The 25,206-nt window shown below is 39.4% G+C and carries 22 protein-coding genes; 16 read left to right on the top strand and 6 right to left on the bottom strand.

Annotation, left to right across the window (positions count from 1 at the left end; translation table 11 throughout):
• The 5 genes from CXF89_RS13795 to CXF89_RS13775 all read left to right on the top strand — a co-directional run.
• A partial coding sequence (locus CXF89_RS13795) for an agmatine deiminase family protein (RefSeq protein WP_145990823.1) occupies positions 1 to 536 on the top strand: 536 nt, incomplete at its 5' end.
• Positions 533 to 1,426 (top strand): carbon-nitrogen hydrolase, encoded by an 894-nt coding sequence (locus CXF89_RS13790; RefSeq protein ID WP_121954928.1) that lies wholly within the window; start codon positions 533 to 535, stop codon positions 1,424 to 1,426. The genes CXF89_RS13795 and CXF89_RS13790, both read left to right, overlap by 4 nt.
• 71 nt (positions 1,427 to 1,497) lie before the next feature.
• A complete protein-coding gene (gene mfd, locus CXF89_RS13785; protein WP_121954927.1) occupies positions 1,498 to 4,971 on the top strand; it encodes a transcription-repair coupling factor in 3,474 nt (1,157 codons plus the stop codon).
• Positions 4,971 to 5,807 carry a peptidoglycan binding protein CsiV gene (locus tag CXF89_RS13780; RefSeq protein WP_121954926.1) on the top strand — a complete coding sequence of 279 codons (837 nt, stop codon included), beginning with the start codon at positions 4,971 to 4,973 and terminating at the stop codon, positions 5,805 to 5,807. Before mfd ends, CXF89_RS13780 begins: the two co-directional genes overlap by 1 nt.
• 19 nt (positions 5,808 to 5,826) lie before the next feature.
• Entirely contained in the window at positions 5,827 to 6,081 is a 255-nt protein-coding gene (locus CXF89_RS13775; protein ID WP_007585664.1) for a hypothetical protein, read from the top strand.
• A 49-nt stretch (positions 6,082 to 6,130) separates the two neighbouring features.
• Here CXF89_RS13775 and CXF89_RS13770 read toward each other — a convergent pair whose 3' ends face one another.
• From CXF89_RS13770 to CXF89_RS13760, 3 genes are all read right to left on the bottom strand, one after another.
• The gene (locus CXF89_RS13770) at positions 6,131 to 7,483 is read right to left on the bottom strand and encodes a hypothetical protein (protein ID WP_007585662.1); all 1,353 of its coding nucleotides are present in this window, start codon (positions 7,481 to 7,483) and stop codon (positions 6,131 to 6,133) included.
• Between the two features lie 104 nt (positions 7,484 to 7,587).
• Positions 7,588 to 10,170, bottom strand: coding sequence for a TonB-dependent receptor plug domain-containing protein (locus CXF89_RS13765; RefSeq protein ID WP_121954925.1), 2,583 nt, complete (start codon positions 10,168 to 10,170; stop codon positions 7,588 to 7,590).
• Positions 10,171 to 10,791: 621 nt separating this feature from the next.
• A complete protein-coding gene (locus CXF89_RS13760) occupies positions 10,792 to 11,217 on the bottom strand; it encodes a hypothetical protein (protein ID WP_121954924.1) in 426 nt (141 codons plus the stop codon).
• A 339-nt stretch (positions 11,218 to 11,556) separates the two neighbouring features.
• Here CXF89_RS13760 and ccoN point away from each other — a divergent pair, with 339 nt between their 5' ends.
• From ccoN to ttcA, 11 genes are all read left to right on the top strand, one after another.
• Positions 11,557 to 12,990, top strand: a complete 1,434-nt coding sequence (gene ccoN, locus CXF89_RS13755) for a cytochrome-c oxidase, cbb3-type subunit I (RefSeq protein ID WP_024594372.1) — start codon at positions 11,557 to 11,559, stop codon at positions 12,988 to 12,990.
• A gap of 12 nt (positions 12,991 to 13,002) precedes the next feature.
• Positions 13,003 to 13,677: a cytochrome-c oxidase, cbb3-type subunit II gene (ccoO, locus tag CXF89_RS13750; protein ID WP_010554062.1), complete on the top strand. Its 675-nt coding sequence runs from the start codon at positions 13,003 to 13,005 to the stop codon at positions 13,675 to 13,677.
• Positions 13,678 to 13,683: 6 nt separating this feature from the next.
• Positions 13,684 to 13,869 (top strand): cbb3-type cytochrome oxidase subunit 3, encoded by a 186-nt coding sequence (locus CXF89_RS13745; RefSeq protein ID WP_010554061.1) that lies wholly within the window; start codon positions 13,684 to 13,686, stop codon positions 13,867 to 13,869.
• Positions 13,866 to 14,900, top strand: coding sequence for a cytochrome-c oxidase, cbb3-type subunit III (gene ccoP, locus CXF89_RS13740; RefSeq protein ID WP_121954923.1), 1,035 nt, complete (start codon positions 13,866 to 13,868; stop codon positions 14,898 to 14,900). Before CXF89_RS13745 ends, ccoP begins: the two co-directional genes overlap by 4 nt.
• Before the next feature lie 149 nt (positions 14,901 to 15,049).
• Positions 15,050 to 15,541, top strand: a complete 492-nt coding sequence (locus CXF89_RS13735; RefSeq protein ID WP_121954922.1) for a FixH family protein — start codon at positions 15,050 to 15,052, stop codon at positions 15,539 to 15,541.
• 8 nt (positions 15,542 to 15,549) lie between these two features.
• The gene (locus CXF89_RS13730) at positions 15,550 to 17,925 is read left to right on the top strand and encodes a heavy metal translocating P-type ATPase (protein WP_121954921.1); all 2,376 of its coding nucleotides are present in this window, start codon (positions 15,550 to 15,552) and stop codon (positions 17,923 to 17,925) included.
• A complete protein-coding gene (gene ccoS / locus CXF89_RS13725) occupies positions 17,922 to 18,089 on the top strand; it encodes a cbb3-type cytochrome oxidase assembly protein CcoS (RefSeq protein ID WP_121954920.1) in 168 nt (55 codons plus the stop codon). The genes CXF89_RS13730 and ccoS overlap by 4 nt, the downstream gene beginning before the upstream one ends.
• The gene (locus CXF89_RS13720; RefSeq protein ID WP_121954919.1) at positions 18,082 to 18,753 is read left to right on the top strand and encodes a sulfite exporter TauE/SafE family protein; all 672 of its coding nucleotides are present in this window, start codon (positions 18,082 to 18,084) and stop codon (positions 18,751 to 18,753) included. Before ccoS ends, CXF89_RS13720 begins: the two co-directional genes overlap by 8 nt.
• 66 nt (positions 18,754 to 18,819) lie before the next feature.
• The gene (locus CXF89_RS13715; protein WP_007585636.1) at positions 18,820 to 19,557 is read left to right on the top strand and encodes an FNR family transcription factor; all 738 of its coding nucleotides are present in this window, start codon (positions 18,820 to 18,822) and stop codon (positions 19,555 to 19,557) included.
• Positions 19,558 to 19,660: 103 nt separating this feature from the next.
• On the top strand, positions 19,661 to 20,587 hold the full coding sequence (gene uspE / locus CXF89_RS13710) for a universal stress protein UspE (protein ID WP_007585634.1): 927 nt from the start codon (positions 19,661 to 19,663) through the stop codon (positions 20,585 to 20,587).
• Positions 20,588 to 20,757: 170 nt separating this feature from the next.
• Positions 20,758 to 21,672, top strand: coding sequence for a tRNA 2-thiocytidine(32) synthetase TtcA (ttcA, locus tag CXF89_RS13705; RefSeq protein WP_007585631.1), 915 nt, complete (start codon positions 20,758 to 20,760; stop codon positions 21,670 to 21,672).
• A gap of 68 nt (positions 21,673 to 21,740) precedes the next feature.
• Here ttcA and CXF89_RS13700 read toward each other — a convergent pair whose 3' ends face one another.
• The 3 genes from CXF89_RS13700 to CXF89_RS13690 form a co-directional block, all read right to left on the bottom strand.
• A complete protein-coding gene (locus CXF89_RS13700) occupies positions 21,741 to 22,802 on the bottom strand; it encodes a hypothetical protein (RefSeq protein WP_121954918.1) in 1,062 nt (353 codons plus the stop codon).
• Between the two features lie 55 nt (positions 22,803 to 22,857).
• Positions 22,858 to 23,928, bottom strand: coding sequence for a hypothetical protein (locus CXF89_RS13695; RefSeq protein ID WP_121954917.1), 1,071 nt, complete (start codon positions 23,926 to 23,928; stop codon positions 22,858 to 22,860).
• A gap of 610 nt (positions 23,929 to 24,538) precedes the next feature.
• Positions 24,539 to 25,206, bottom strand: a 668-nt coding sequence (locus CXF89_RS13690) for a methyl-accepting chemotaxis protein (RefSeq protein WP_257983225.1), incomplete at its 5' end; no start/stop codon positions are given.

The following is a 25,206-nucleotide window of genomic DNA, read 5'->3' as shown; positions in this document are numbered from 1 at the left end:
ACCGTAACTCAGATTTAAACCCTGCTGACATAGAAGTACTTTTAAAAGAGCACTTGGGCGCAACACATTTTTTATGGGTTGATCATGGCTATTTAGCCGGTGATGACACCGACAGCCACATTGATACCTTAGTGCGCTTTGCTCCAAATAATACCCTTGTATATGTGCAGTGTGACGATAAAACTGATGAGCACTTTAGCGCACTTGATGCAATGGAAAAACAACTAAAAACCTTTAAAACTGCCGATAACACCCCATATAACTTAATTGAGTTACCGTGGCCAAAAGCCGCTTATGACGATGAGCAAACACGCTTACCGGCTACCTACGCTAACTACTTAATTATTAATAACGCGGTGCTTGTGCCAACGTATAATGATGCCAATGATGAACGTGCTCTTGCGCAAGTTCAAAAAGCATACCCACAACACACTATTATTGGCGTTAATTGCCAACCAATAATTGAACAATTTGGCAGCCTGCACTGTATTACAATGCAATTACCTCGTGGATTTTTAGCTGGAGCAGCACAATGACAAGCCCTGCAAAATTAACCGTTGCGTTAGTGCAACAAAGCAATACCGATAATGCTCAGCACAATATGGCAAAATCAATGAGTGCCATTCGTGAAGCCGCTCAAAAAGGTGCAAAACTGGTTGTACTTCAAGAGCTACACCGAAGCCTCTATTTTTGCCAAACCGAAAATGTTGACGTATTTGATTTAGCCGAAACCATTCCAGGCCCTAGCAGTAACGCCTTAGGTGAGCTTGCTAAAGAGCTAAGCATTGTTATTGTGGCCTCTTTATTTGAAAAACGCGCTACGGGCCTTTATCACAACACTGCGGTTGTATTAGAACAAGATGGCAGTATTGCGGGTAAATACCGCAAAATGCATATTCCTGATGACCCTGGTTTTTACGAAAAATTTTACTTTACCCCAGGTGATATCGGTTTTGAGCCGATTCAGACATCTGTAGGTAAATTAGGCGTGCTAGTATGTTGGGATCAATGGTTTCCTGAAGCTGCCCGCTTAATGGCAATGGCAGGCGCTGAAGTGTTAATTTACCCAACCGCTATTGGTTGGGATCCTAACGACGATATTGCTGAGCAAACTCGTCAAAAAGATGCGTGGGTTATTAGTCAGCGTGCCCATGCTGTTGCCAATGGTGTACCGGTAATTAGCTGTAACCGTATCGGCCATGAAAGTGACCCAAGCGGACAAAGTGATGGTATTGCGTTTTGGGGGAATTCGTTCATTGCAGGCCCACAAGGCGAGTTATTAGCAGAGGCTAATAACACTGATGAGCAAGTTTTAGTGGTAGATATTGATCAAAAACGCTCAGAAAACGTAAGACGTATTTGGCCGTTCTTACGTGACCGTAGAATTGATCATTATAAAGACCTAACAAAAATATACCGAGACTAAGTAACCTGCGCTCTGGTTAAACAATATAATGGCTCTTACTTGCTAAGAGCCAACTATAAATGGAGTAATAAATGGCGTTTGAGCAATGGGCAGCCTTGCCTTGGGTAAAATCTCAAAAAGATAAAATTCAATGGGGCCAGCTAAGCGGAAGTGGTTTAAGTATTGCCATTGCTGAGGGCGTTAAACAACAAGACAACTTAGTCTTAATTGTTACGCCTGATACACCAAGCGCACTGCGCCTTGAAACAGAGTTAGAATATTTATTACCCGATAACCCGGTAATGGTATTTCCTGATTGGGAAACTCTGCCATACGATCACTTTTCTCCCCATCAAGATATTATTTCAGCCCGTTTAGCCACTTTAAACACCTTAAAAAAAGAACAACAAAGTGTGTTAATTGTGCCTGTATCTACCTTAATGTTGCGCACAGCCCCAGCCTCGTTTATTTACGGTTCAACAATAAACTTTAAAGTAGGCGACAAGCTAGACACACATAACTTTCGTGACAACCTAGAGCAAGCTGGTTATTTAAATGTTCAACAAGTAATGGAGCACGGCGAATACGCTATACGCGGCTCTATCGTTGACTTATATCCAATGGGCAGCCCGCATCCATTTAGACTCGATTTTTTTGATGACGAACTCGACACAATTCGCTTATTTGATGTAGAAACACAGCGCTCTGATGAAAAAGTAGATAAAATTGAGCTACTCCCAGCGCATGAATTTCCTACTAACGACGCTGATATTGAACGTTTTAGAATAAGCTACCGTGAAAAGTTTGGCGCAAGCTCGCAGCAAGATTCAGTATACATGCAAGTAAGCAAAGGTAACTGGCCTGCAGGTATTGAATACTACATGCCGTTGTTTTTTGAAAAGCTAGCGACTATTTTTGACTACCTGCCAGATACAACTACCGTTATGCAGCTGGGTGATTTAGAGCACGCGGCAGATAACTTTTGGCACGATGTAAATGTACGCTATGAAAATCGCAGAGTTGACCCACTTCGTCCATTACTTGAACCCAATGCGCTTTATCAGCCTATTGAAGAGCTGTTTTCTAATTTAGGCAATTTTGCACGTATTAGATTATCCCTTGCAAAGCTTGGTACTAAAGCGGGCAATAAAAACTTAAGCGTTAGCGAGCTGCCTGCTATTCGAATTGATCATAAGCAGCATGAACCTTATGCCGCGTTTATAAGTTATGTAGCAGAGCAAAAAAAGAAAAAAGGCCGCATATTACTCAGTGTTGAATCCGATGGTCGTCGCGAATCATTACTGAGCATTCTAAAACCAAGCGGTTTAAAATTTAAAGAATTTGAAACACTCGAACAATTTACAAAAAGCGCGAGTGATGTAGGTTTAATAGTAAGTCCGCTTGAACAAAGTGTTGTACTGGGTACTAAACCAAGCCTTTCTGTTATTACCGAGCAAGAACTGCTTGGTATAAAAGTATCTCAACGCAGACGCCGCAAGCACAAGTACGAAGCCAGCCAAGATGCGCTAATCCGTAATTTAGCTGAGCTTAAGGAAGGCCAACCTGTTGTGCATCTCGATCATGGTGTTGGCCGTTACCAAGGTTTGCAAACAATTGATGCTGCAGGTGTAATTACTGAGTTTGTTACGATTACTTACGCAAGTGAAGCTAAACTTTACGTGCCAGTGTCTGCATTGCATATGCTGAGTCGTTACTCTGGCGGTGAAGAAGCCAGCGCCCCGCTACATAAGCTTGGCTCAGATGCATGGGAAAAAGCAAAAAAACGTGCGGCTGAAAAAGTTCGCGATGTAGCCGCCGAATTACTCGATATTTATGCACAGCGCCAAGCAAAACCTGGTAATAAATTTACCCTAGATGCCCCTGCATATCGCCAATTTAGCGATAGCTTCCCGTTTGAAGAAACTGACGATCAGCGTAATGCCATAGAAGCGGTATTAGGTGATATGCAATCAAAGCAAGCCATGGACCGCTTAGTGTGTGGTGACGTAGGCTTTGGTAAAACAGAAGTGGCCATGCGTGCTGCTTTTGTAGCGGTTAACGATGATAAACAGGTAGCCATTTTAGTGCCTACCACCTTGCTGGCTCAGCAGCACTATGAAAACTTTAAAGATCGTTTTGCTGATTTTCCTATTGAAGTTGGTGTACTTTCGCGCTTTAACTCCACTAAAGAGCAAAAAGACACGCTTGAAAAAATGGCAAACGGTAAGCTCGATATAGTTATTGGCACACATAAACTTATTCAGCATGACATTAAATTTAACGATTTAGGCTTACTCATTGTTGATGAAGAGCATCGCTTTGGTGTTCGTCAAAAAGAGAAAATTAAAGCCCTGCGTGCCGATGTAGACATACTCACACTAACTGCAACGCCAATACCACGTACACTTAACATGGCCATGAGCGGCATGCGCGATTTATCAATAATCGCAACGCCACCGGCTAAACGTTTAGCGGTAAAAACCTTTGTACGCCAACGCGATGTAGAACTAATACGCGAAGCGGTACTACGAGAAATTAAACGCGGTGGCCAAGTTTACTTTTTGCATAACAATGTGGAAACTATTGACCGTGTTGCGCAAGAAATTAGTGAATGGGTGCCTGAAGCAAGCGTCACCTCAGCCCATGGTCAAATGCGCGAGCAAGAGCTTGAGCAAATAATGACTGACTTTTATCATCAAAAATACAACGTGCTGGTATGTACCACGATTATCGAGACCGGTATTGATGTACCGACAGCCAACACCATTATTATGGATAGAGCCGATAAACTTGGCCTTGCGCAATTACACCAATTACGTGGACGAGTTGGTCGAAGCCATCATCAAGCGTATGCCTATTTACTCACAGGTGACCCTAAAGCACTGTCTAAAGACGCGAGTAAACGCTTACAAGCAATTGAATCATTAGAGGATTTAGGCGCGGGTTTTGCCCTTGCTACACACGATTTAGAAATTCGTGGCGCTGGTGAGTTACTTGGCGACGATCAATCAGGTCAAATGCAAACAATCGGCTTTAGTTTATATATGGAAATGCTTGAGCAAGCCGTAAATGCGCTACGTGAAGGAAAAGAGCCAACGCTTGAAAATCTACTTAAAAAACAAACCGAAGTAGATTTAAAACTGGCTGCACTATTACCTGATGATTACATACACGATGTTAATGCACGCCTAGGTATGTACAAGCGAGTTGCTAGTTGTGCTAACCTTGATGATATGGATGAACTACAGGTAGAACTTATAGACCGCTTTGGTTTACTGCCTGATGCCGCTAAAAACCTATTTAGCCTACAATTATTAAAAATGCAGGCAAGTAATTTAGGGATAACAAAAATTGAGGCAAATCCAAAAGGTGGTTACTTTGAGTTTAGCCAAGATACTAAGGTTAACCCTAGCTTCATCATTGGTTTGATACAAAGTGCGCCTAAGGTGTACAAAATGGATGGCGCAAATAAACTGCGCTTTGCAATTAGTGAAGCTAACGCTCGCGAACGCTTAAAAATGGTCACTGCAATGATTGCAGATTTCGAAAAAAAGGTTAGCCATTAATGTTGCTAAAAAAATCGCTAGTTATTTTATGCTGCTTGTTTAGCAGCACTGCATTTGCAGAACGCTGGTTTGAGGTTGAGGTGCTTGTATTTAAGCAGCGCCCTGCTCCGTATTTGCAAGAAGATTTTACACTTAAGCACAAAGCTATTGAGGATAAAAACTCTCTAGATTTAATGACACCTCTTTATACAGAGCAAGCAATGCAAGCATGTATAGATGGTGATGAGCGTTTTCAAAAACGCTCTTTTACCGACTCATTAGTTAATTCAAACCCACAATCGGGTGTATGCGGTGACAGTACAAACTACCTACAAAGCTACGATGAGCTACCTATAACACCTCTAGCACCCGCTAAAGATGATATGCAGCAAACTTATTTATTAGCGCCAGAACAACTGCAATTTAAAGCGCAGTACCGACAGCTAGATCGCAAAGGATTAACACCTATTCTACATACTGGCTGGCGCTTTGAAGGCGCAAGTAAATCGCGTGCTCCAAGTATGCATTTAATAGCAGGTAAACACCTTAAAAGTGATCCCAACGTAACCCCTAGCTATTCAAATCCTGATTTTGTAAGTTTATTAAACTCACAACCTGAACTGTTTAACGACCCAAACCAATCAAAAGCAGAATGGGAACTAGACGGTTTATTTAAAATACACTTACGACATTATTTATACATTACAGCTAATTTTGATATTAGCCAAAAACTAGAAAATGGCGATATAGAGTCAGCCCGCTTTTCTCAGTTTAGACGTGTAATAAGTGGTGAAGTACATTACTTTGACCACCCACGAATGGGCATGATCGTCCAAATCAGAAAATTCAAACATTAATACTAAGTAGGATATAACAATGAAAAAACTCCTTATCATCGCAGCTACACTAAGCCTTGCGGCTTGTTCTAAGGTAAGTCTTGAGAGTTACGAAAAAATCAAAGTAGGTATGGACAAGACTGAAGTTGAAACCATTTTGGGAAGTGCAGATAATTGTGTTGAAAAAACACTGCATACTAATTGTGTGTGGGGCGACGAAGCAAAAAATATCGAGATCACGCTAGTATCAAACAAAGTAACTTTATATAGTAAACATGGTTTAGCTAATAAATAAATTTAAAAAAGGGACTGATTTTATCAGTCCCTTTTTTAATTACTAAAATTCATTTTTTGGAGTAGATAAGCTCAATATTAACGATTTTACTACGATTTAACGTTATTTTATAGCGTTGGTAGAGTGTTCTATCTTCCTCAGTTAGCACAAGCACCATGTTAAGTTGATAGCGCCGTTCAACCGCCTGCTTAGAAATTTTATTACTATCTAAATGATATAACTTCCCTTCACCACGCTTTAAATAACGCGCAAATGGTGCAAGACTAAATTGCAGTGTTTGTTGCAGTGTATCGTAACCGGGTAAAAATTCTTTTGCACTAACACGTGTCTCACTTGCAAAGTGTAACCACTGCGCGGCTTGTTTATTTTGCTGACGACGCTTTGAAAAAATAGATCTAACTTCTTTAGGTATTTTTTTAAAGCGTGTGTATTCAAGCCAAATTAGCTGACTCGCTATTTTGTCTTTGGTAATACTATTTTTAAAACTAAATCGCCACTTAGGTCGCCCTTGTACAATAGCTCGCCAGATCATACGTGTAATGTCTTCTTTAAATATTTCACGTAGCCCGTAAATAACCCCTAAAATTAAAATAAGCGTCGCGGTGACTTCAGTAAACGTTGAGCGGGCATTAAGTATCACAACCATCACAAATGCCATGATAACAGCTGTTACAGTGCCTTTAACTAATCGTTTAAGGTAGCTGTTAAGAAAACGCGTTTGGCGCTGTAATATAACGCCATGCTCAATTAAACGTTGTAACAAGCGCATTTTATTTGTTATTCGATTTGCGTCTTGCATGGTGGTTTCAGAATTGTAGCTTTTCTCTGCTCGGTACGTATTTTCGTTTTTACAAAACTGCAGTAAATCGTTACGCTCTTTTGCATAATCGCTACTACGTGGGCCTTCATCTAAAAGCTTTAAAAATGATTGCTCAACATGCCAACTTAAATAGTTGTCAGCATTGGTAAAAAATGGAAGTAGTTTTTCGTCATCTGGCGTGTAGCGACGCAGCTTTTTTAAAAGTCCTTCACTTTGTTCATATACTTCGTTAGCGCGTTTATAAAAGTCTTCTGCTTCATCAATTTTTAACGCGTCTTTAATGTCGGCGTCAAGGGCTAAACGCACTTGGTAACAAAATAAATTAAGGTTTTGACGGTAATCTTGCTGCTCACCTTTGTTTTTACTAACAAAACGGCTTCGTACTAATGGCAAGTGTATATTGTTAGCATTGTAGGCTAAATGCGATTTAAAGTGGTTATTAAAGTAAGATTCTTCGGTAAGCGTTTGCGGATTAATCCCCATTTCATTAGGGATAGAAAAATACAGATCTATGCGCTGTTCAGAACGAGGAGTTAGCTCTGGTTCAATGACAAAAGATAAGTTTTCATCTTGTTTTAACAATCAGTTCTCCTTCTAAAATATCGTTTTAGTGTACTTGTCTCCTTTGTTTTGTTCAATAAAAAAGGCTCAGTAAATACTGAGCCTTAATACGATTAATGTGCTAGTTAAAATTTAACGTTTACACCAGCAAATACACGACGGCCAAGTACATCATATGTGTACGGGTCAGTATTAGAATCGTTGTTACCTGAGTAGTATGGTGGTTGCTTATCAAATAAGTTATTTACACCCGCAGTTAACGAAACCATGTCACTGATAAAGTACGAACCGCTCACATCATGGTAAACAACAGATGGTGTTGTTGGTGCATAACATGTAGATTCTTTACCTAAACAGCTGTAGCTATCCATTCCTGCAATGTAACGTGCTTTGTAGTTAGCAGACCAAGCATCACCTTTAACATCTAGCTCAAAGTTTGCTTTTACGTCAGCATAACCACCTATACCAGAAGTAATTAAACCAGCGTAATCAATGTTTGATTCAATAACATCAACAGTGTACTCGTCAAGGTAAGTAACATCTAATGACGTATTCCAAGCAAGACCAGCTAAATCAAATTTGTAATTTAAGTTTAAGTCATAACCTTTTGTTTGCTCATAACCTACGTTTTGTAGTTGGTTATTAAACGAGATACGACCTGTGCTTTGATTAAAATCGATATTTGCTGAACTACAAAGTGCTGTTGATTGATTCGCTAAAGAGCCATCTGATGCAAGACATGAATCAACAATGTATTGGTTGTTTACTGTAGAAATAGCGTTTTCGATTTCAATGTCGTAGTAATCTAACGTCATTGAGAAACCTTCAAACCATTCTGGTTCGTAAACTACACCAACGGTAACTGTATCAGCTAATTCAGGTGTTAATTGGTCATTACCACCAACGGTTACTTCAGCCTGATCTTGTGCATCGGTGAAGATAACTTGCTCATAAGATGGAGAATCACCTGAGTATAACTCAGCAACTGTAGGAGCACGGAAAGCTGTAGAACGAACACCACGAAGCATTAATTCATCGTTTACACGCCAAGTTAAACCAAGTTTCCACGTTTCATCAGAACCAAATGTGCTGTAATCAAAAGCACGGATAGCAGCGCTTAATTCTACATTTTGTGCAAGATAAGCATCTGCAACTAAAGGAATAGCAAGCTCAAGGTATGCTTCGTTCACATCGAAACGACCGCTTGTTGCGTCAACACGTGGGTCATTTGCAAGACCTTGTGAAGTGATTGAATCTGGTGTGTACCATGCTTTTTCTTCACGGCGTTCAAGACCTGCAGCAAAACCTACAAAGCCCGCAGGTACTTCCATTAACTCACCAGAAAGCGCAGCTGTAATCATAAATAATTGACTGCCGCCTGAGTTTTGCTCAGTATAAACATAGTCACTAAAGCTACTGCTTGACCATGAAGCTTGTGAAAGTGGGTTAAAGTTACCAGCTTCAATTTCGCTTTGAATTGAACCCATATTGTGAAGGTTGCTTAAGCGATCTACTGAGTCATTACGACCAAAAATAACTGATGTATCCCACTCTAAACCGTTATCTAAATAACCTGCAGCACCGATAACAGAACGAACTGTATCAACTACTTGAGATGAATCACGTGTACCAGTGTCAGCCATACGACGACCGTAAGAAACTTCATCACCGTAATTAATATTTTGGTCGATTAAAGAATCACCCATCCACTCAGCGTAGTCAAAGTCGAACCATACTGGTTGAGGTGCTAATTGCTGCTCTGACCAACGTTTTGAGTATGTAAACTCAGAGTATAAACGCGTCTCATCAGTTAAATCAAAGCTACCAATACCTGTAAGGTTTAAACGGCGCATTGGCGTGTATAAGTAACTAGATTGCGAATAGTTGTAAGCATCACTAGTACCATAGTCGTGCCAGCCATTATCAGCTTGACCTTGCAAAGATTCATCACCTGACCAAACACGGCCATTAGGGGTATAAGGAGAACCAGAGCAGTAAGGAGCACTTCCATCGCCATCTTCAGTTAATGGACAATCAGAAAAGCTACGATCAGCCTGAGAAGCATCGCCACGGTCAGTGTACTGTAAACCAATTACAACGTTACCACGACCGAAGTTACCACCCATCGTAATATCAAAAGACGTTTCATCTGCATCACCTTCAGTAGTGATTGCTGATTTAACATTAAGGTCTAGGCCTTCAAAGTTATCTTTTAAGATAATATTCACAACACCTGCAACAGCATCAGTACCATAAACAGCAGATGCGCCATCTTTAAGTACTTCAATATGCTTGATCATAGATACCGGAATAGTATTCAAATCAACTGTAGAAGCTGCGCCTGTACCTGAGTTGATCATACGGCGGCCGTTTACAAGTACTAAAGTACGTTGTGAACCTAAACCACGTAAATCAATTGATGCATTACCTCCAGAACCATTATTGATACCTGGGTTTGTCATTGCGCCGCCTGTAGCGGTCATTTTTTGTAGTACAGAATCTACTGATACAGCGCCTGAAGCAGCGATATCGTCAGCACCGATAATAGTAACTGGGCTAGCGGTTTCCATATCTGCGCGCTTAATGCGAGAACCCGTTACTTGAATTTTTTCGATTGCTTGTGCTGAGTCTTCAGCAGCTAGAACTTGCACACTTGAGAACATTGGAAATGCTGCGATTACAGCTAAACCAAGAGTTGATTTTTTCATGAAAGAACCCTACTTGTTGGAAATTTACCTTTATTGGTAATGCTCACTTTTTATTAGAATAGTGAGTCAGGTGGGCAACTTAGGCGCATTTAACTGAACGAAAACTTAACGGCAGTTTAATTTATGCTAAGCAATAAAATAAAATAACCATATTGGGTACATAGGTTGCATTATGTTTCAGTGTTAATTAATAAATACATTTAAAAAACAGTAACCTGGTAAAATAAAGAAACATTAGAAACACACCTGAAACCAAAGTGATTCACTTTGTAATCAAATGTAATTAATTGAGCCGTGTACCAAAAACAGACAAATTAACAACTTAATCACAGCACATTATTAAAACCGCAAAACTAAATGTTAATTAATAACCATATTTATGCATACTTGGTGCTTAAATAGTCTTATTTAACCTCTTTGGAAGGGTTTTTGATTAGATTTTTTATTCAGTCGCAATTAAAGTTGAACTTTTTGAGAGCACTTATTCACTGTTGAGGTTTTATCAGTATCAAAACCGAAAAAGGCAATTTTATTGATCTTGTCACTCAAATAATCGTATGTATAAGAAAACGAACTCACATCAAAAATGTAAGCTGTATGCAAGAGTTTGCAGTCGCAACTTTAATACGTTACATAAAAAGAGTAATTGAGTGTTTGTATTAAAGAGGTTGTATTATCTTTGACTGTTAGCTCTAAATTCCAGAGCATATTTTGCTCAGAACAAATGCCAACCATGGTATCACTTTGCCAAAGGCCATTATGTTTTTTAAATTGCTGAGGAATGTAACCCATATACATAGTAATGCCTTTAAGCTTGGCATCTTCAATTGTAAGGTTTGTTGGTAAATCACTAAGAATAGTAAATGGAGTTTCGGGAGAAAGGGTTTTCTCGCTTAACCATACTTTAACATCATTTGAAAAAGTACAAGGCAAATTGGCTGAGCATGTGGCATTTTCTAGAAACTTTTCATCTGTATTTTTGGAAAAATCACATGCTGTTAATAAAAAAAATACCGCCGTGAATAAACTTAATCTATATATAAGCATAACAATTTCGCACTAAAGAAAAACAAATACTAATAATCGCGACTGCAAATAACAAGTGCGAGTGTTACTATTAAGCCAAATTAGGCACAAACTGTATCAAAAAATAAACAACAAGCTCACAAACATTGATTGATGTCATAATTTTATGTAATTGACCTATCTTTTTTAGGCCAAAAAATTTATCATTTCACCCGCAAAAAATAAGGGTTTCTCAAGTTTTTTTTCTGAAGCTTTCATGTATTGAAAGTTTTAGATAACACGCTTGAGAAAATAGTAGGCCCCACTTTTAAAGGTGGGTAATTCATTTCTAAACGCATTTATTGCAGCGGAAGCCAGAAAATGAGCCAAACAGTAGCATCACAAACTGAGTATAACTATAAGGTTGTACGCCAATTCGCTATTATGACAGTGATTTGGGGCATCGTTGGCATGAGTATTGGGGTTCTGATTGCTGCCCAATTAGCTTGGCCAGCACTTAACTTTGATACACCATGGTTAACTTACTCTCGACTACGTCCGTTACACACGAACGCAGTAATTTTCGCATTTGGTACCAGTGCACTTTTTGCGACGTCTTATTACGTCGTACAACGTACTTGTCAAACGCGTCTTTTCTCAGACAAACTCGCCGCCTTTTCTTTTTGGGGCTGGCAGCTAGTTATAGTATTAGCAGTAATAACGCTACCGTTAGGTATTACTAGCTCAAAAGAATATGCAGAACTTGAATGGCCAATCGATATTTTAATCGCTGTGGTTTGGATTGTTTACGCAGTTGTATTTTTTGGTACTTTAATTAAGCGTAAAGTGTCGCATATTTATGTTGCTAACTGGTTCTACGCTGGCTTTATTATCACTGTTGCAGTACTTCATATTGTAAACAGTATGGCAGTGCCTGTCTCGTTAACTAAATCATATTCAATCTATGCAGGTGCCGTAGATGCGATGGTTCAGTGGTGGTACGGTCATAACGCTGTAGGTTTCCTACTTACTGCTGGTTTCTTGGGTATGATGTATTACTTTGTACCTAAACAAGCAGGTCGTCCAGTGTACTCATACCGTTTATCGGTAGTTCACTTTTGGGCTCTAATTTCATTATATATCTGGGCTGGTCCTCATCACCTTCACTACACAGCGCTTCCTGATTGGACGCAAAGTTTAGGTATGGTTATGTCTATTATCCTATTCGTACCGTCTTGGGGTGGTATGATCAACGGTATTATGACGCTATCTGGCGCGTGGCATAAACTACGAACTGATCCAGTACTACGCTTCTTAGTTGTTTCATTGTCTTTCTACGGTATGTCTACGTTTGAAGGTCCAATGATGGCAATTAAATCTGTAAATGCGTTATCTCACTACACAGATTGGACAATCGGCCACGTACACTCAGGCGCACTAGGTTGGGTTGCTATGATTTCAATTGGTGCTATTTACCACTTAATTCCTGCGCTATTCGCGCAAGGTCGTATGTATAGCGTTAAATTGGTTAATACCCACTTCTGGTTACACACTGTAGGTGTTGTTTTATACATTGTTGCAATGTGGATTTCAGGTGTAATGCAAGGTCTAATGTGGCGTGCAGTGAATGCTGACGGTACATTAATGTACAGCTTTGTGCAGTCTTTAGAAGCGTCGCATCCTTTCTATATCATGCGCTTTGTAGGCGGTGTATTCATCGTAACGGGTATGTTAGTTATGGCTTATAACGTTTACCGCACTATTTCAGCTGAGAAAGAATCTCTGAAACTAGACGCGCAAGCACAATTAGCATAACGGAGTGAGATGATGAGCAAGAAAAATTCACAAAACAAACATGAAATAGTAGAAAAGAACGTTGGCCTTATGGCTATTCTGACTGTTTTTGCTATTAGCTTTGGCGCGTTAGTTGAGATCACTCCGCTAATGTTTCAAGACGATACAACTAAACCAGTGGAGGGTTTACGCCCTCTTAACGCTTTAGAAATGGAAGGCCGCGACCTTTACGTGCGTGAAGGTTGTTCTAACTGTCACTCACAAATGATTCGTCCTTTTCGTGATGAAGTTGAGCGTTATGGTCACTACTCTGTAGCAGGCGAATCAGTATGGGATCATCCGTTTTTATGGGGTTCTAAACGTACTGGTCCTGACTTGGCTCGTGTTGGTAAGCGCTACTCGGATGATTGGCATTATGCTCACTTAGTTGATCCACGTGCTGTGGTTCCTGAGTCAAACATGCCAGGCTTTCCTTGGTTAGCAGAGAATACGGTTGATACAAGCCTTACTCTGAAAAAACTACAACTTTTCCGTGATACTTTTGCTATTAACCCAGAAAACCCAAAACATCCGGGTTTAGGTTATGGCGATGATGCAGAGCTTCAAGCAGATGTTGATAAAGTTAATGCTATGAATGATGGCAAAGGCGCAACAGAAATCCAAGCTCTCATCGCGTATTTACAGCAACTTGGTACCCACTTGAAGTAAAAAATTATGGATTACGGAACATACAGAGGTATTTTGACTCTGGTAATTTTAGTATTGTTTATTGTGATTGTTGCATGGGCATATAGCAAGCGAAGCAAAACTCGTTTTGACAGCGCTGCTAATGCCATTTTTGAAGATGAAAAAAAACATGACAACACGCTCTCTAACGAGGAAAAGGAGTCTGAAAAATGACTAGCTTTTGGAGTATTTGGGTTATTGTATTAACCCTTGCATGCTTATGCATCATCTTTGGCTTATTAGTTTGGAACTTAAAAAACTATGCTGGCGTAAAAGAAGGTGAAAGCTGTGGACATGAATTTGACGGCATTGAAGAGCTAAATAATCCACTACCAAAATGGTGGACTTACATGTTTTTCGCAACTTTCATTTGGTCAGTATATTACCTTGCAGCTTACCCAGGTTTAGGCAACTGGGAAGGTTTAGGTAAATGGACTAGTTCTAATCAAGGTATTACCTCTTTAGCTGAATCTAAAAAAGCAGTTGCAGAGGCAAAAGCGGATGGTCGCTTTGTAAAACTTGATAAAGAGTACGAAGCTGCAGAAGAACGCTTTGGTCCTATTTTTAATAAACTTGCACAAGTACCAGTTTTAGATTTAGTTAACTCTAAATTTGAAGGTGATGCAGCGCAGCAAGTAGCGCTTGATAATGGTAATAAACATGAGCAAACAGATGGCCAAGTAGCCATTGAAATTGGTCAGCGTTTATTTTCACAAAACTGTGCGCAATGTCATGGCTCTGATGCACGTGGTGGTACTGGCTTCCCTAACCTAACTGATAAAGATTGGTTATATGGCGGAACACCTGACAAAATTAAAGAAACACTTCTTTATGGTCGTATTGCAGCAATGCCAGCTTGGGGTCCTGCTCTTGGCGAACAAGGCGTTAAAGAAATGACAGCACATGTGCTGAGTCTTTCTGGTCGTACTGTTAACCAAAAAGACGCAGACGCAGGTGCCGCTAAGTTTGCAATGTGTGCCGCATGTCATGGTGCTGACGGTAAAGGGTCGGTTGCACATAACCTACCGTTTGGCGCGCCTAACCTGACTGATAACATTTGGTTATATGGTGGTTCTCAACGTGCTGTTGAAGAAACACTTGACCACGGCCGTGCCGGTGTAATGCCTGCATGGAAAGACATTTTAGGTGAAGATAAGATTCACTTATTAACTGCCTATGTTTACAGTTTATCGCAAGATAAATAAGCACGCAGTTAATAAAATGTTTATAAATTAATTTATTTAATTCAATAGATTAATCCAGATCAAAAAAGCCTCCACTGTGAGGCTTTTTTTTAGTCTTTTACGTATAATTCCTATAAAATAACGCTTCCTAAACTAATTTTAGAGACACTATGCAACCTACTCCGTGGTATAAAAATTTTTGGCCTTGGTTTTTAATCTTTTTTCCGTTAGTTGCCATTATTGGCTGTATTAGCTTATTTATTACGGCAATAGGTAATGGTCCAGATATGGTTGTTGACGACTACTACAAAAAAGGTAAAGCAATCAACTTAGAACTTACTAAGTTTGAAAAAGCAAAAGCGCTTTATCTGCATGGCGGATTAAATGTAAGCAATGAGCGCGTAAGCTTTAAATTTACAAAAGGCGACAGCAGCAATGTGCATGTATTAAAACTCTCTTTTTACCACCGCACAATTAAAGCACATGATTTTACCGCTACTCTAACCCCTAATGCGAATCAAGAATTTACAGCACTACTTGATAAGTACACACCAGGTGCCTATTCAGTATTTATTGAGCCTATAGATGGCAGTTGGAAAATGAAAGAAAATATAACGTTACCAACTGAACAAACCGTTTTAGTTACTCCTAATTATAAGTAGTAATAACTATGTCTAACTCTTGCTTTCATTGCCTTGAAAGTGTGCCAAACGGATTTAGCGCAAACGTTATAATTGACGATATTGCCCAGCCAATGTGTTGCATTGGCTGCCAAGCTGTTGCGCAAAATATTGTTGATCAAGGTATGACCGATTATTATAAATACCGAACGGTTCGTGCTGGAAAGGTCGAACAGCTGGTACCTGAACAACTCGCATTTATAAAAAGTTATGACAACGAAGACATTCAAGACGAATTTATAGCCACTAACGATGATATCTCAGAGGTATTATTGAGCGTTGAAGGTATAACCTGTGCCGCTTGTGCATGGCTTATAGAAAAACAACTCTTAAATTTAACCTCAGTTAAGCGTGTTGATGTAAACACATCCACCAACCGCGCGATGATTCAATGGGACAAAACCAACACCCCATTGAGTGAAGTTATTACTTCTTTGGCTAAAATTGGTTATAAAGCCTATCCATTTCAATCAGATATTGAAGCTCAGCAAAAACAACAAACTGCCAAAGCCTATATTCGCCGCTTAGGTGTTGCAGGCTTAATGACCATGCAAGTAATGATGTTTGCGTTCGCCATGTACTTTGGCATGTTTTCAGGCATGGACAGTAACTTTGAGCAGTATTTTAGATGGATCAGCTTGGTACTGGCCTCTCCGGTTATTTTATATAGCGCACTGCCCTTTTTAACCAATGCTATAAATGGATTAAAAGCAAAACAGCTCAATATGGATTTACCCGTATCACTGGCTATTTTTGGCGCATTTGGTGCAAGTTGTTACGCCACATTTATGCAAGTCGGCGAAGTGTATTTTGAATCTGTATGCATGTTTACCTTTTTACTGTTATTAGGTAAATATCTTGAATTTAGAGCGCGTTTAAAAGCCAGCGAGTTTACTGCCAATTTACAAAAATTATTACCATTAACAGCCCGCACCATTAACGAAAGTGGCGAAGAGCTTATAATTGCAGCCAAAAAACTAAAACTTAATGACGTAGTACTTATTAAAGCCGGCGAAACAATTCCTGCCGATGGCGAGCTTATTAAAGGTAAAACTACGGTTGATGAATCAATGATGACGGGGGAACATCAACCCGTTACAAAGTTTATTGGCCATAATGTCTATGCCGGGTGCGTTAACCACGACGGCGTTATTGAAATAAAAATTAATAAAATTGGTCAAAATACACTTTTAAATCAAATTATACGCTTGCAACACAACGCATTAACCAAGCGCCCTAAACTGGTTGAAATTACAGATAAAGTTGCGCAATGGTTTATAGCGTGCCTGCTTATATTTGCTTCACTTACAGCTATTGGTTGGTACCAAATTGATCCTGAACACGCATTTTGGATCACTATTTCGGTTTTAGTTGCTACCTGCCCGTGTGCCCTGAGTTTAGCTATACCTACCGCGCTTACATGTGCGGTGGCAACGCTTACTCGCAAAGGCGTATTAATAAAACAAGCGCATGTGCTCGAAACGCTCTCACAAATTACTTTATTTGCATTTGATAAAACAGGCACGCTTACGCAAGGTAAATTTAGCCTTGATGAAGTAGATATAATCGATAAACAATATACAAAAGCGCAAGTGCTAGATATAGCCGCCATGCTAGAGCGTTATTCTGAGCACCCTATCGCCAGTGCATTTGATGAGTTTACGCCAGCTCACCGCAGTCTTAATAACGTTGAAGTACATCCAGGGCTGGGAATTAGCGCACAAGATGCAACTAATCATTACGCAATTGGTAAAAGTGGTTGGTTTAATAGCAAAAAATCAAATGCACAAGCGAGCTTGTATATAAATAAGCAAGTTGTTGCACGTTTTTACTTTGTTGATAAAGTAAAAAGCGATGCTAAAAAGCTCATAGACTCACTTCAATCGCAAAACTTAACCTGTCACATGTTAACCGGTGACGCGTCAGATGCTGGGCTAAAAGTATCAAAGCAACTTAAACTTGAAAGTGTGCAATTTGGATGTTCTCCACAAGATAAGCAAACCGCCGTTGAGCAATGGTCTTCACAAAATGAAGTCGTTGCAATGGTAGGTGATGGTGTAAACGACAGCCCGGTATTTGCTAGTGCGCACTTATCTATTGCTATGGAAACCGGTGCAGACATATCAAAAAATAGCGCCGATGTAGTGCTTCTTAATAGCGATTTAGCCTCCATTGGTCACTTACTTAATGTAGCAAAACAAACCAGACGTATTATTAAGCAAAATCTTGCGCTGTCTTTATTGTATAATGCTTCAATATTACCACTGGCAGCGTTGGGCTTAGTTGCTCCTTGGATGGCTGTTATTGGCATGTCTGCCAGCTCAATTATTGTGATTAGTAATTCACTAAGGCTATTAAAGTTATGAGCATAATTTACATTTTGATCCCTATCGCCATTTTGTTCGTCATTATTGCTATTGGTGTTTTCTTTTGGGCCGTAAAAAGCGAGCAGTTTTCGGATTTAAACAAGCAAGGTCATAGTATTTTGTTTGAAGATGACAAAGAGCAACATAAAAAAAGTAATGATTGACCCTCTTTATACCAGCGCATTTTTAATGGGGCTAATCGGTAGCGGTCATTGCATTGCTATGTGTGGTGGTATTGCAAGCTCATTACAACTGGCAAGTGACAAACGTAAAACATTTACCTATTCATTTGCTTATAATATTGGACGTGCACTGAGCTATATGGTTGCAGGTGCACTTGTTGCTGGTATTAGCAGCCAATTTGCAAGGCAAAACACCTCCTTCTCTTTAGTACTTTCGTTCATTGCAGCTATTTTTATGCTCCTCGTTGGCGTGTATATAATGCGCTTGGGCCCTACTTTGCAATGGTTAGAGAGAATAGGTAAAACCTTGGTGTGGCAACACATTGTTAAACTAAATAAATATTTAATGCCTATTAACTCTCCTTTTAAAGCCCTAGGTTACGGTGCTTTGTGGGGATGGCTGCCTTGTGGACTTGTATACTCAGCGCTTACATGGGCGATGACTAGCCCAAGTGCCCTTGACGGTGCCTTAGTTATGCTTTGCTTTGCTTTGGGTACTTTTCCCGCGATGATCACATTAGGCGTTACCGCACAAAAACTAAATACTATTATTAACCATCCATGGACCCGAATTGTATTAGGCAGTGTTATAATTTGGTATGGTATCTACTTATTGATTATTGCAACTGACAAACTGGTACATTAATCTATTCGCATTATTAACCTTTAAGGTTATTTTGCAGTCGTGTATAAAAATCAAACGGATTAAATTATGGATTTCTCTCAAAGTCGCGCTAAAGGTAATTGTGCTATTAGCTGTAATAACTGCAGTATTAGTCAATTGTGTTTGCCATTTTCACTCAATGGCCAAGAAATGGACAAGCTTGACGAAATTATTGAGCGAAAAAAACCACTCCATAAAGGCGACTATCTATTTGAATCAGGTGCACCTTTACAGGCTATTTATGCGGTTCGTTCTGGTTCATTTAAATCGTACACGTTATCGGAGCGAGGTGATGAGCAAATTACCGGCTTTCATTTAGCGGGCGACCTAGTTGGTTTTGACGCAATAAGTAAAATGACTCATCCCAGTTTTTCGCAAGCACTTGAAACGTCAATGGTGTGCGAAATCCCATTCGATACTCTTGATGAACTATCAGGAAAATTACCAAAGCTTCGCCAACAAATAATGCGCTTAATGAGCAGTGAAATTACATACGATCAAGAAATGCTGCTATTACTCAATAAAAAATCAGCAGAGGAACGCTTAGCTAGTTTTATTTATAACTTGTCGGAGCGTTTTGGTGAGCGTGGTTTTTCGCGTAAAGAATTTAGATTTACGATGACTCGCGGTGAAATTGGTAATTACTTAGGTCTAACAGTAGAAACCATTAGCCGTTTATTGAGTCGTTTTCAAAAAGCTGACTTAATTAAAGTAGAGGGTAAATTTATTACAATTTTAGATAATGATGCCTTGGCTAAAACAGCGGCGATAGTTAAGCCTCGCTAAATTAAATAGTTTGATTTAGAACAACAATTTATATGCTACCCCTTTATCTGTTTTATATTTACGTTACACTAAATGTACACCCGTTAGGTAAATGGAGTAGCATATGAACACTATTAAACGCATTATTGCGGTTATTGACCCCACCAAAGATGATCAACACGGTTTAGCACGTTCAATAGATTTAGCTAAAAAATCTGGCGCAAGTATTACCGCCTTTATGACGGTTTACGACTTCTCTTACGAAATGACAACTATGCTATCTGGCGATGAACGCGAAGCAATGCGCGATGCCGTACTAAAAGATCGCCAGCTATGGCTAAACGATTTAGTGTCCCCTTACAAAGATATAAATATTGAAACCCAAGTGGTTTGGCATAATCGTCCTTACGAAGCCATAATCGATACTGTAATTGATGAAAAGTACGATTTAGTAATTAAAGGCACACATCAACATGGTGCACTTAAATCAGTTATTTTTACCCCGACCGATTGGCACTTAGTACGCAAATGCCCAGCTCCGGTATTATTTGTAAAAGAAATGGCATGGCCAGCAAACGGTAATATTTTAGCTGCTGTAAATGCGGTTAGTGAAAACGAAGAACATGTAGCACTTAATAAACGCGTTATTAAAGACGCACAATATTTATGTGAACTTGCCAACGCAAAACTTAATTTAGTTAATGCCTACCCTGCAACTCCTATTAATATTGCCATCGAAATTCCTGAGTTTAACCCAGGACTTTATAACGAATCAGTTAAAAAGCATCATCATGAATCAACCAATGCACTTGCTGCAGAGTTTAATTTAAACCCAGAGCAATGTTTTATTGAAGAAGGCCTGCCAGAGGATGTAATCCCTGATGTAGCGAAGCGGTTAAATAGCGAATTAGTTGTTATTGGTACCGTAGGTCGCACGGGCTTAAGTGCCGCTCTTGTAGGTAATACAGCAGAGCATGTAATTGATAGCCTAGACTGTGATGTACTGGCACTCAAACCCGATGGTTACGTGAGCCCTATGGCAAAGGATTAATTTTAAGCCTTATGTACAAGTTATAAGCGAGTTATTTTTACGTGTTAATAAGGCATGTTTAAATCAATTTTAATTACATCCTAAACTCGCATATTCAGGTGGTTTGGGTATAATACGCCCCTTTATTTTTAGCAAATAACTTTGCTGTATTGTTTTACTAGGGGGCGTAATTGTCACACTCAGATCAAGCTAAAGCTCAATTTAACTTAAATAAGCTGCAAAAGCGTTTACGTCGCCAAACTGGTCAAGCCGTTATGGACTTCAATATGATTGAAGAGGGTGACCGTATAATGGTATGCCTTTCTGGCGGCAAAGATAGCTACACAATGCTTGAAATGCTTCAACATTTAAAACGTGTAGCACCTATAAAGTTTGATCTCGTTGTTGTAAATCTTGATCAAAAACAACCTGATTTTCCTGAGCATGTTTTACCCCAGTATCTTGATAAATTGAATGTTGAATACAAAATTGTAGAAGAAGATACTTACAGTATTGTTACCGATATTATCCCCGAAGGTAAAACAACGTGTTCACTTTGCTCACGCTTACGTCGTGGTATTTTATACCGCACAGCAAAAGAGCTAGGGGCTACTAAAATAGCCCTTGGTCATCACCGTGACGACATGATTGAAACATTGTTTTTAAATATGTTTTACGGCGGAAAGCTAAAAAGTATGCCGGCTAAATTAATGAGTGATAACGGCGAGCATATGGTTATTCGCCCACTTGCATACTGTAAAGAAAGCGACATAAGCCAATACGCATTTGTACAAGGTTACCCTATCATTCCGTGTAACCTATGTGGTTCGCAAGAAAACTTACAGCGTAAACATACAAAAACAATGCTCGCTAAATGGGATGCGGAGCACCCGGGTCGTATTGAAAGCATTTTTACAGCAATGCAAAACATAGTGCCTTCACATTTAGCTGACGCCGACTTGTTTGATTTTAAAAACTTACAAACAGGTGAAGTAATTGATGGTGGCGATATAGCCCTTGATAAACCAGATATTCCTAAAGTGCCTGTTGCTAATGAGCTTGATGAACAAGAAGCGCCAAGTGTAGTTACTATAAATCTAAGCTAACAAATTTAAGGAGGTTGTATTTATGTACAACCCTCTTAAATTTTCCAATTCAGCATTGCGTTCTATTTTTAACTCTCAGCTAAGCCTTGTAAAAATTCCAAACTTAACTTTTCTTGTGCATTAGCCTGATATGGTAATTGCTGCAAGCTATCGTACGAAAAATCGTTAATATCAAAATGACTTATTTCACTATTCCCAAAGCTGTTTCGCTCACCTGGGCTTGGCGACATTCTCTCAATAACAAAGTCGCTTAAGCGCATATCTGTAATGCCTTGTGGTAATACCGACCAGTGGGCTTTCAAATTAAGTGTTTGGCTTCCTTGTGCTAACCGCTCTTTAGATACTAAATGAGCAAGTGGTGTATCGCCACTGTATAAATTAGCCCTAACACGATACAAACCACTTTTTACTACCGCTATGTTAGCTGGCAAAATCATGTTTTCGTTTTGTGCATAAGCAGTTTCAAAACCTGTTAAAGTTGCACTAGGCGGCATATATTGAATTTGTGCAACTACGGGAACTTTTTTACCGGCAACATCACCCTCTACAAACACTTGTAAGCTACGAGGGTAATCTTCATCCTCTTTAAATGTAATAATTGCTTCACCGTCACGCGCATTGCCTGTATGGGTATTTAACACTTCTTTTGTATCTGTATTTGCAAGCTCAACGACCACTTTTCCAAGCCCTTGAGCGCTTATCTTTATTGTTATTTCTTCTGGGTATACAAAACGATATTGCTTAAGACTTAACGTTAAAGCATCGCCACTTTCATCAATAGGGCTCGATACCGGGTAGAATTGATTTGGCTTTAATCGGTCTTCATCTAATGGACTCAATGGCTGAGAATAAGGAGGAAATTTAAGTGCACTTTCATATTGCATAACCACTTGCTGCGCTGCTTTTGTTAAGTCTTCATTAAACGCGATTTGTTTTTTTGATTGTGTTTTTTTTGCTGTAGGTACATCTATAGGGATCACTTTTACTGGCGATAAATCAGCTACGCTCGCACTGTGTTTAACCTGAGGTTTTATTGGCTCAGCAACTTTATGAGCATCATTTTTACCTGTAAACCATAGCGAGAATAAAATAGTGCTAATAATTAAAGCAACGACATAAAATTTTTTCATTTTTATATTTCAATCTTTTATAAGGCGTATAGTTTTTAACTACACGCCTTGTATGTTATGGAATCACATTATAAATAAGTGCTGATGCGCTTAAATTATTTGAATCCTTAATATAACGATATTGTTTTTTCCAAAACCAACTACCTGTAGTTTTATCAAACGTATTAAAACCTACAGTGTCACCTTCCACATTTACGTTATTCATGGCTATTGTTACATTACCTTTTCGCTGCGCGTTATGTATTTCGTTATGGCTATAACTGTCACTCATCATCATTGGATAATGGTTTGGCATAAAGCTACTTACTGCATCACCTTGCGATTTTAAATGGCCATTTGTATCAATACTGCTGCTACAACTTCCAAACGAGCCAGCCGAACTGGCACCACATGAAGAGTGCGATGCAACAACCGAATCATCATTGCCTTTTAAAAAACCCCCCGTTAAACCCAAATATGCATTTCCATCTGCAACAAAGCGTAAACGAGGTGTACGTGCATCAGGAAATGGAGATATTTTACGTGCATTATTCACTTTTAAATCGTGTAATACACCAACGGCCTCGGTTACATCACTTCCTAGCCACCACTTGAGTGCTGCATCGACCGCAAAGTTCCATGATGCGCCAGTTAAAGCACTAACAGCTACGTCAGCCAGCTCACTTCCACCACCCGCGCCTGCTAAATCAAACGTAGCAACAATATTAAGCGGCTCTAAGCCTTCGTTTTCTAACCAGTTTTCTTGATTATCAATAATATGGCGTGCAACTAAGTCTCCTGTTGAATGTGTTACAAATACACAGCCATCACTGCATAAATTAGAGCGTGAAATTTGCTTTAGCTTTGGCCACACCCAATCGGTAGCAATTTTACCTTCAATACGTTCATAAGCAGGCCAATCAATTCGCTCATCTGCACGATTATTCCAGTACGATTGCCAATATGTTTCACCATCATTGATTATATCACTACCAGACTTATTTGTTATTTGCGAAGTTTGTAACCCATGAATTAATATAATTTTGTAGTCTTTACTCGCTGCAGAAAAGCTCATTAACATAGCTAACCCCGCACCAATTAGGTGGCTTGGCTTAATTAATTTGTGTGTGCGCTTTGTGTTGTTCATACAATTCCTTAATGTTGTGTACTTAATATTTTATTATCATTTAAGGTATTCATGTTGGTTTACATAAGCTTGTCAGCTTAGGTGTTCACTAGGGTCTGTTGCTCTTTGCGGATTAAAATTTGTTCAAACTAGAGGCTATTTAATCACGGCGCGAGATTTGTAACCTAGTGGGCTCGGTAACTGCTCCTGCGTTACTCTACTGGCTTACATCCATTTAAGAATAAGTAAAAACCGAGCAACAAAGAGTAAATAGCCTCTAGAAAGTACCCTTTGGGCAGCGTCTGTTTGGCATTAATGCTACGTTATCGCCTATTTATGGGGAACAACCACACTACATAGGCTCTGCCTTGCCTAAATACCAAACAGACTGCTGCAAATTCAACCTTTAAAGATCAACAGACTCTAGTATTAGGAACAACGAACAAAAATGCAACAACTTATTATCATTTAGGGAAGAGAAGAAACTTATTTCATACTGATTAATGAGTTAATAGAGGTATAGTTGTTATATTTGAAATTATTAGATGGGTTTCAAGGGATATATTGAGGGTAGTAAGATTAAAGCGGATACCATTGAAAGTGCCCGCTTTAGAATAAGGACGAAGCTAATCTAACCGTTAGCTTTAAGTTCACTGGTAAATTGTCCAATCGCATTTACAACTTCTTGTGCACCTTGTTGGATCTCTTGCATCACTTCACCAGATTCTTTAGATAACGCCAAGCCTTGCTCTGCCTTCTCTTTACCTTTTTCTATTACAGCCACCGTATTTTGGGTTTGTGATTGGTTGCGCTGTACAACTTCTACAATTTCTTCTGTTGCTTTTGAGGTACGCGATGCAAGCAATCGAACCTCGTCTGCAACCACAGCAAAGCCTCGTCCCTGCTCGCCAGCTCTTGCCGCTTCAATTGCGGCATTTAATGCTAATAAATTTGTTTGCTCAGCAATACTACTAATGCTTTGTACAATACTTGATATTTGCTGCGACTGCTGATCAAGCGCTGAAATTTCATTTGCAGCTTGCTCCATGTTAATAGCCAGCTCAGTCATTACTGCGACTGTATCTTGTATAACGCTCGCGCCTTGCTCTGCTTTTTTATCAGTTTGGGTTGAGGTGCTATAAGCAATTTCGGCAGCTTGTGATATCGCAATTTCTTGATTTACTTGATCAGTGATAACAGTTGCAAACTTCATCACTTTATAAAGCTCATTCGCGTCATTTGAGATTGGGTTATATGACGCTTCTAGCCAAACAATGTTGCCATGTTTATCTACACGCT

Origin of the sequence: Pseudoalteromonas sp. MelDa3 (assembly GCF_002863625.1) — a bacterium.
Lineage (GTDB): Bacteria > Pseudomonadota > Gammaproteobacteria > Enterobacterales > Alteromonadaceae > Pseudoalteromonas > Pseudoalteromonas arctica.
The sequence above is the reverse complement of the archived record's forward strand: the minus strand, read 5'-3'. Positions and strand labels throughout refer to the sequence as shown.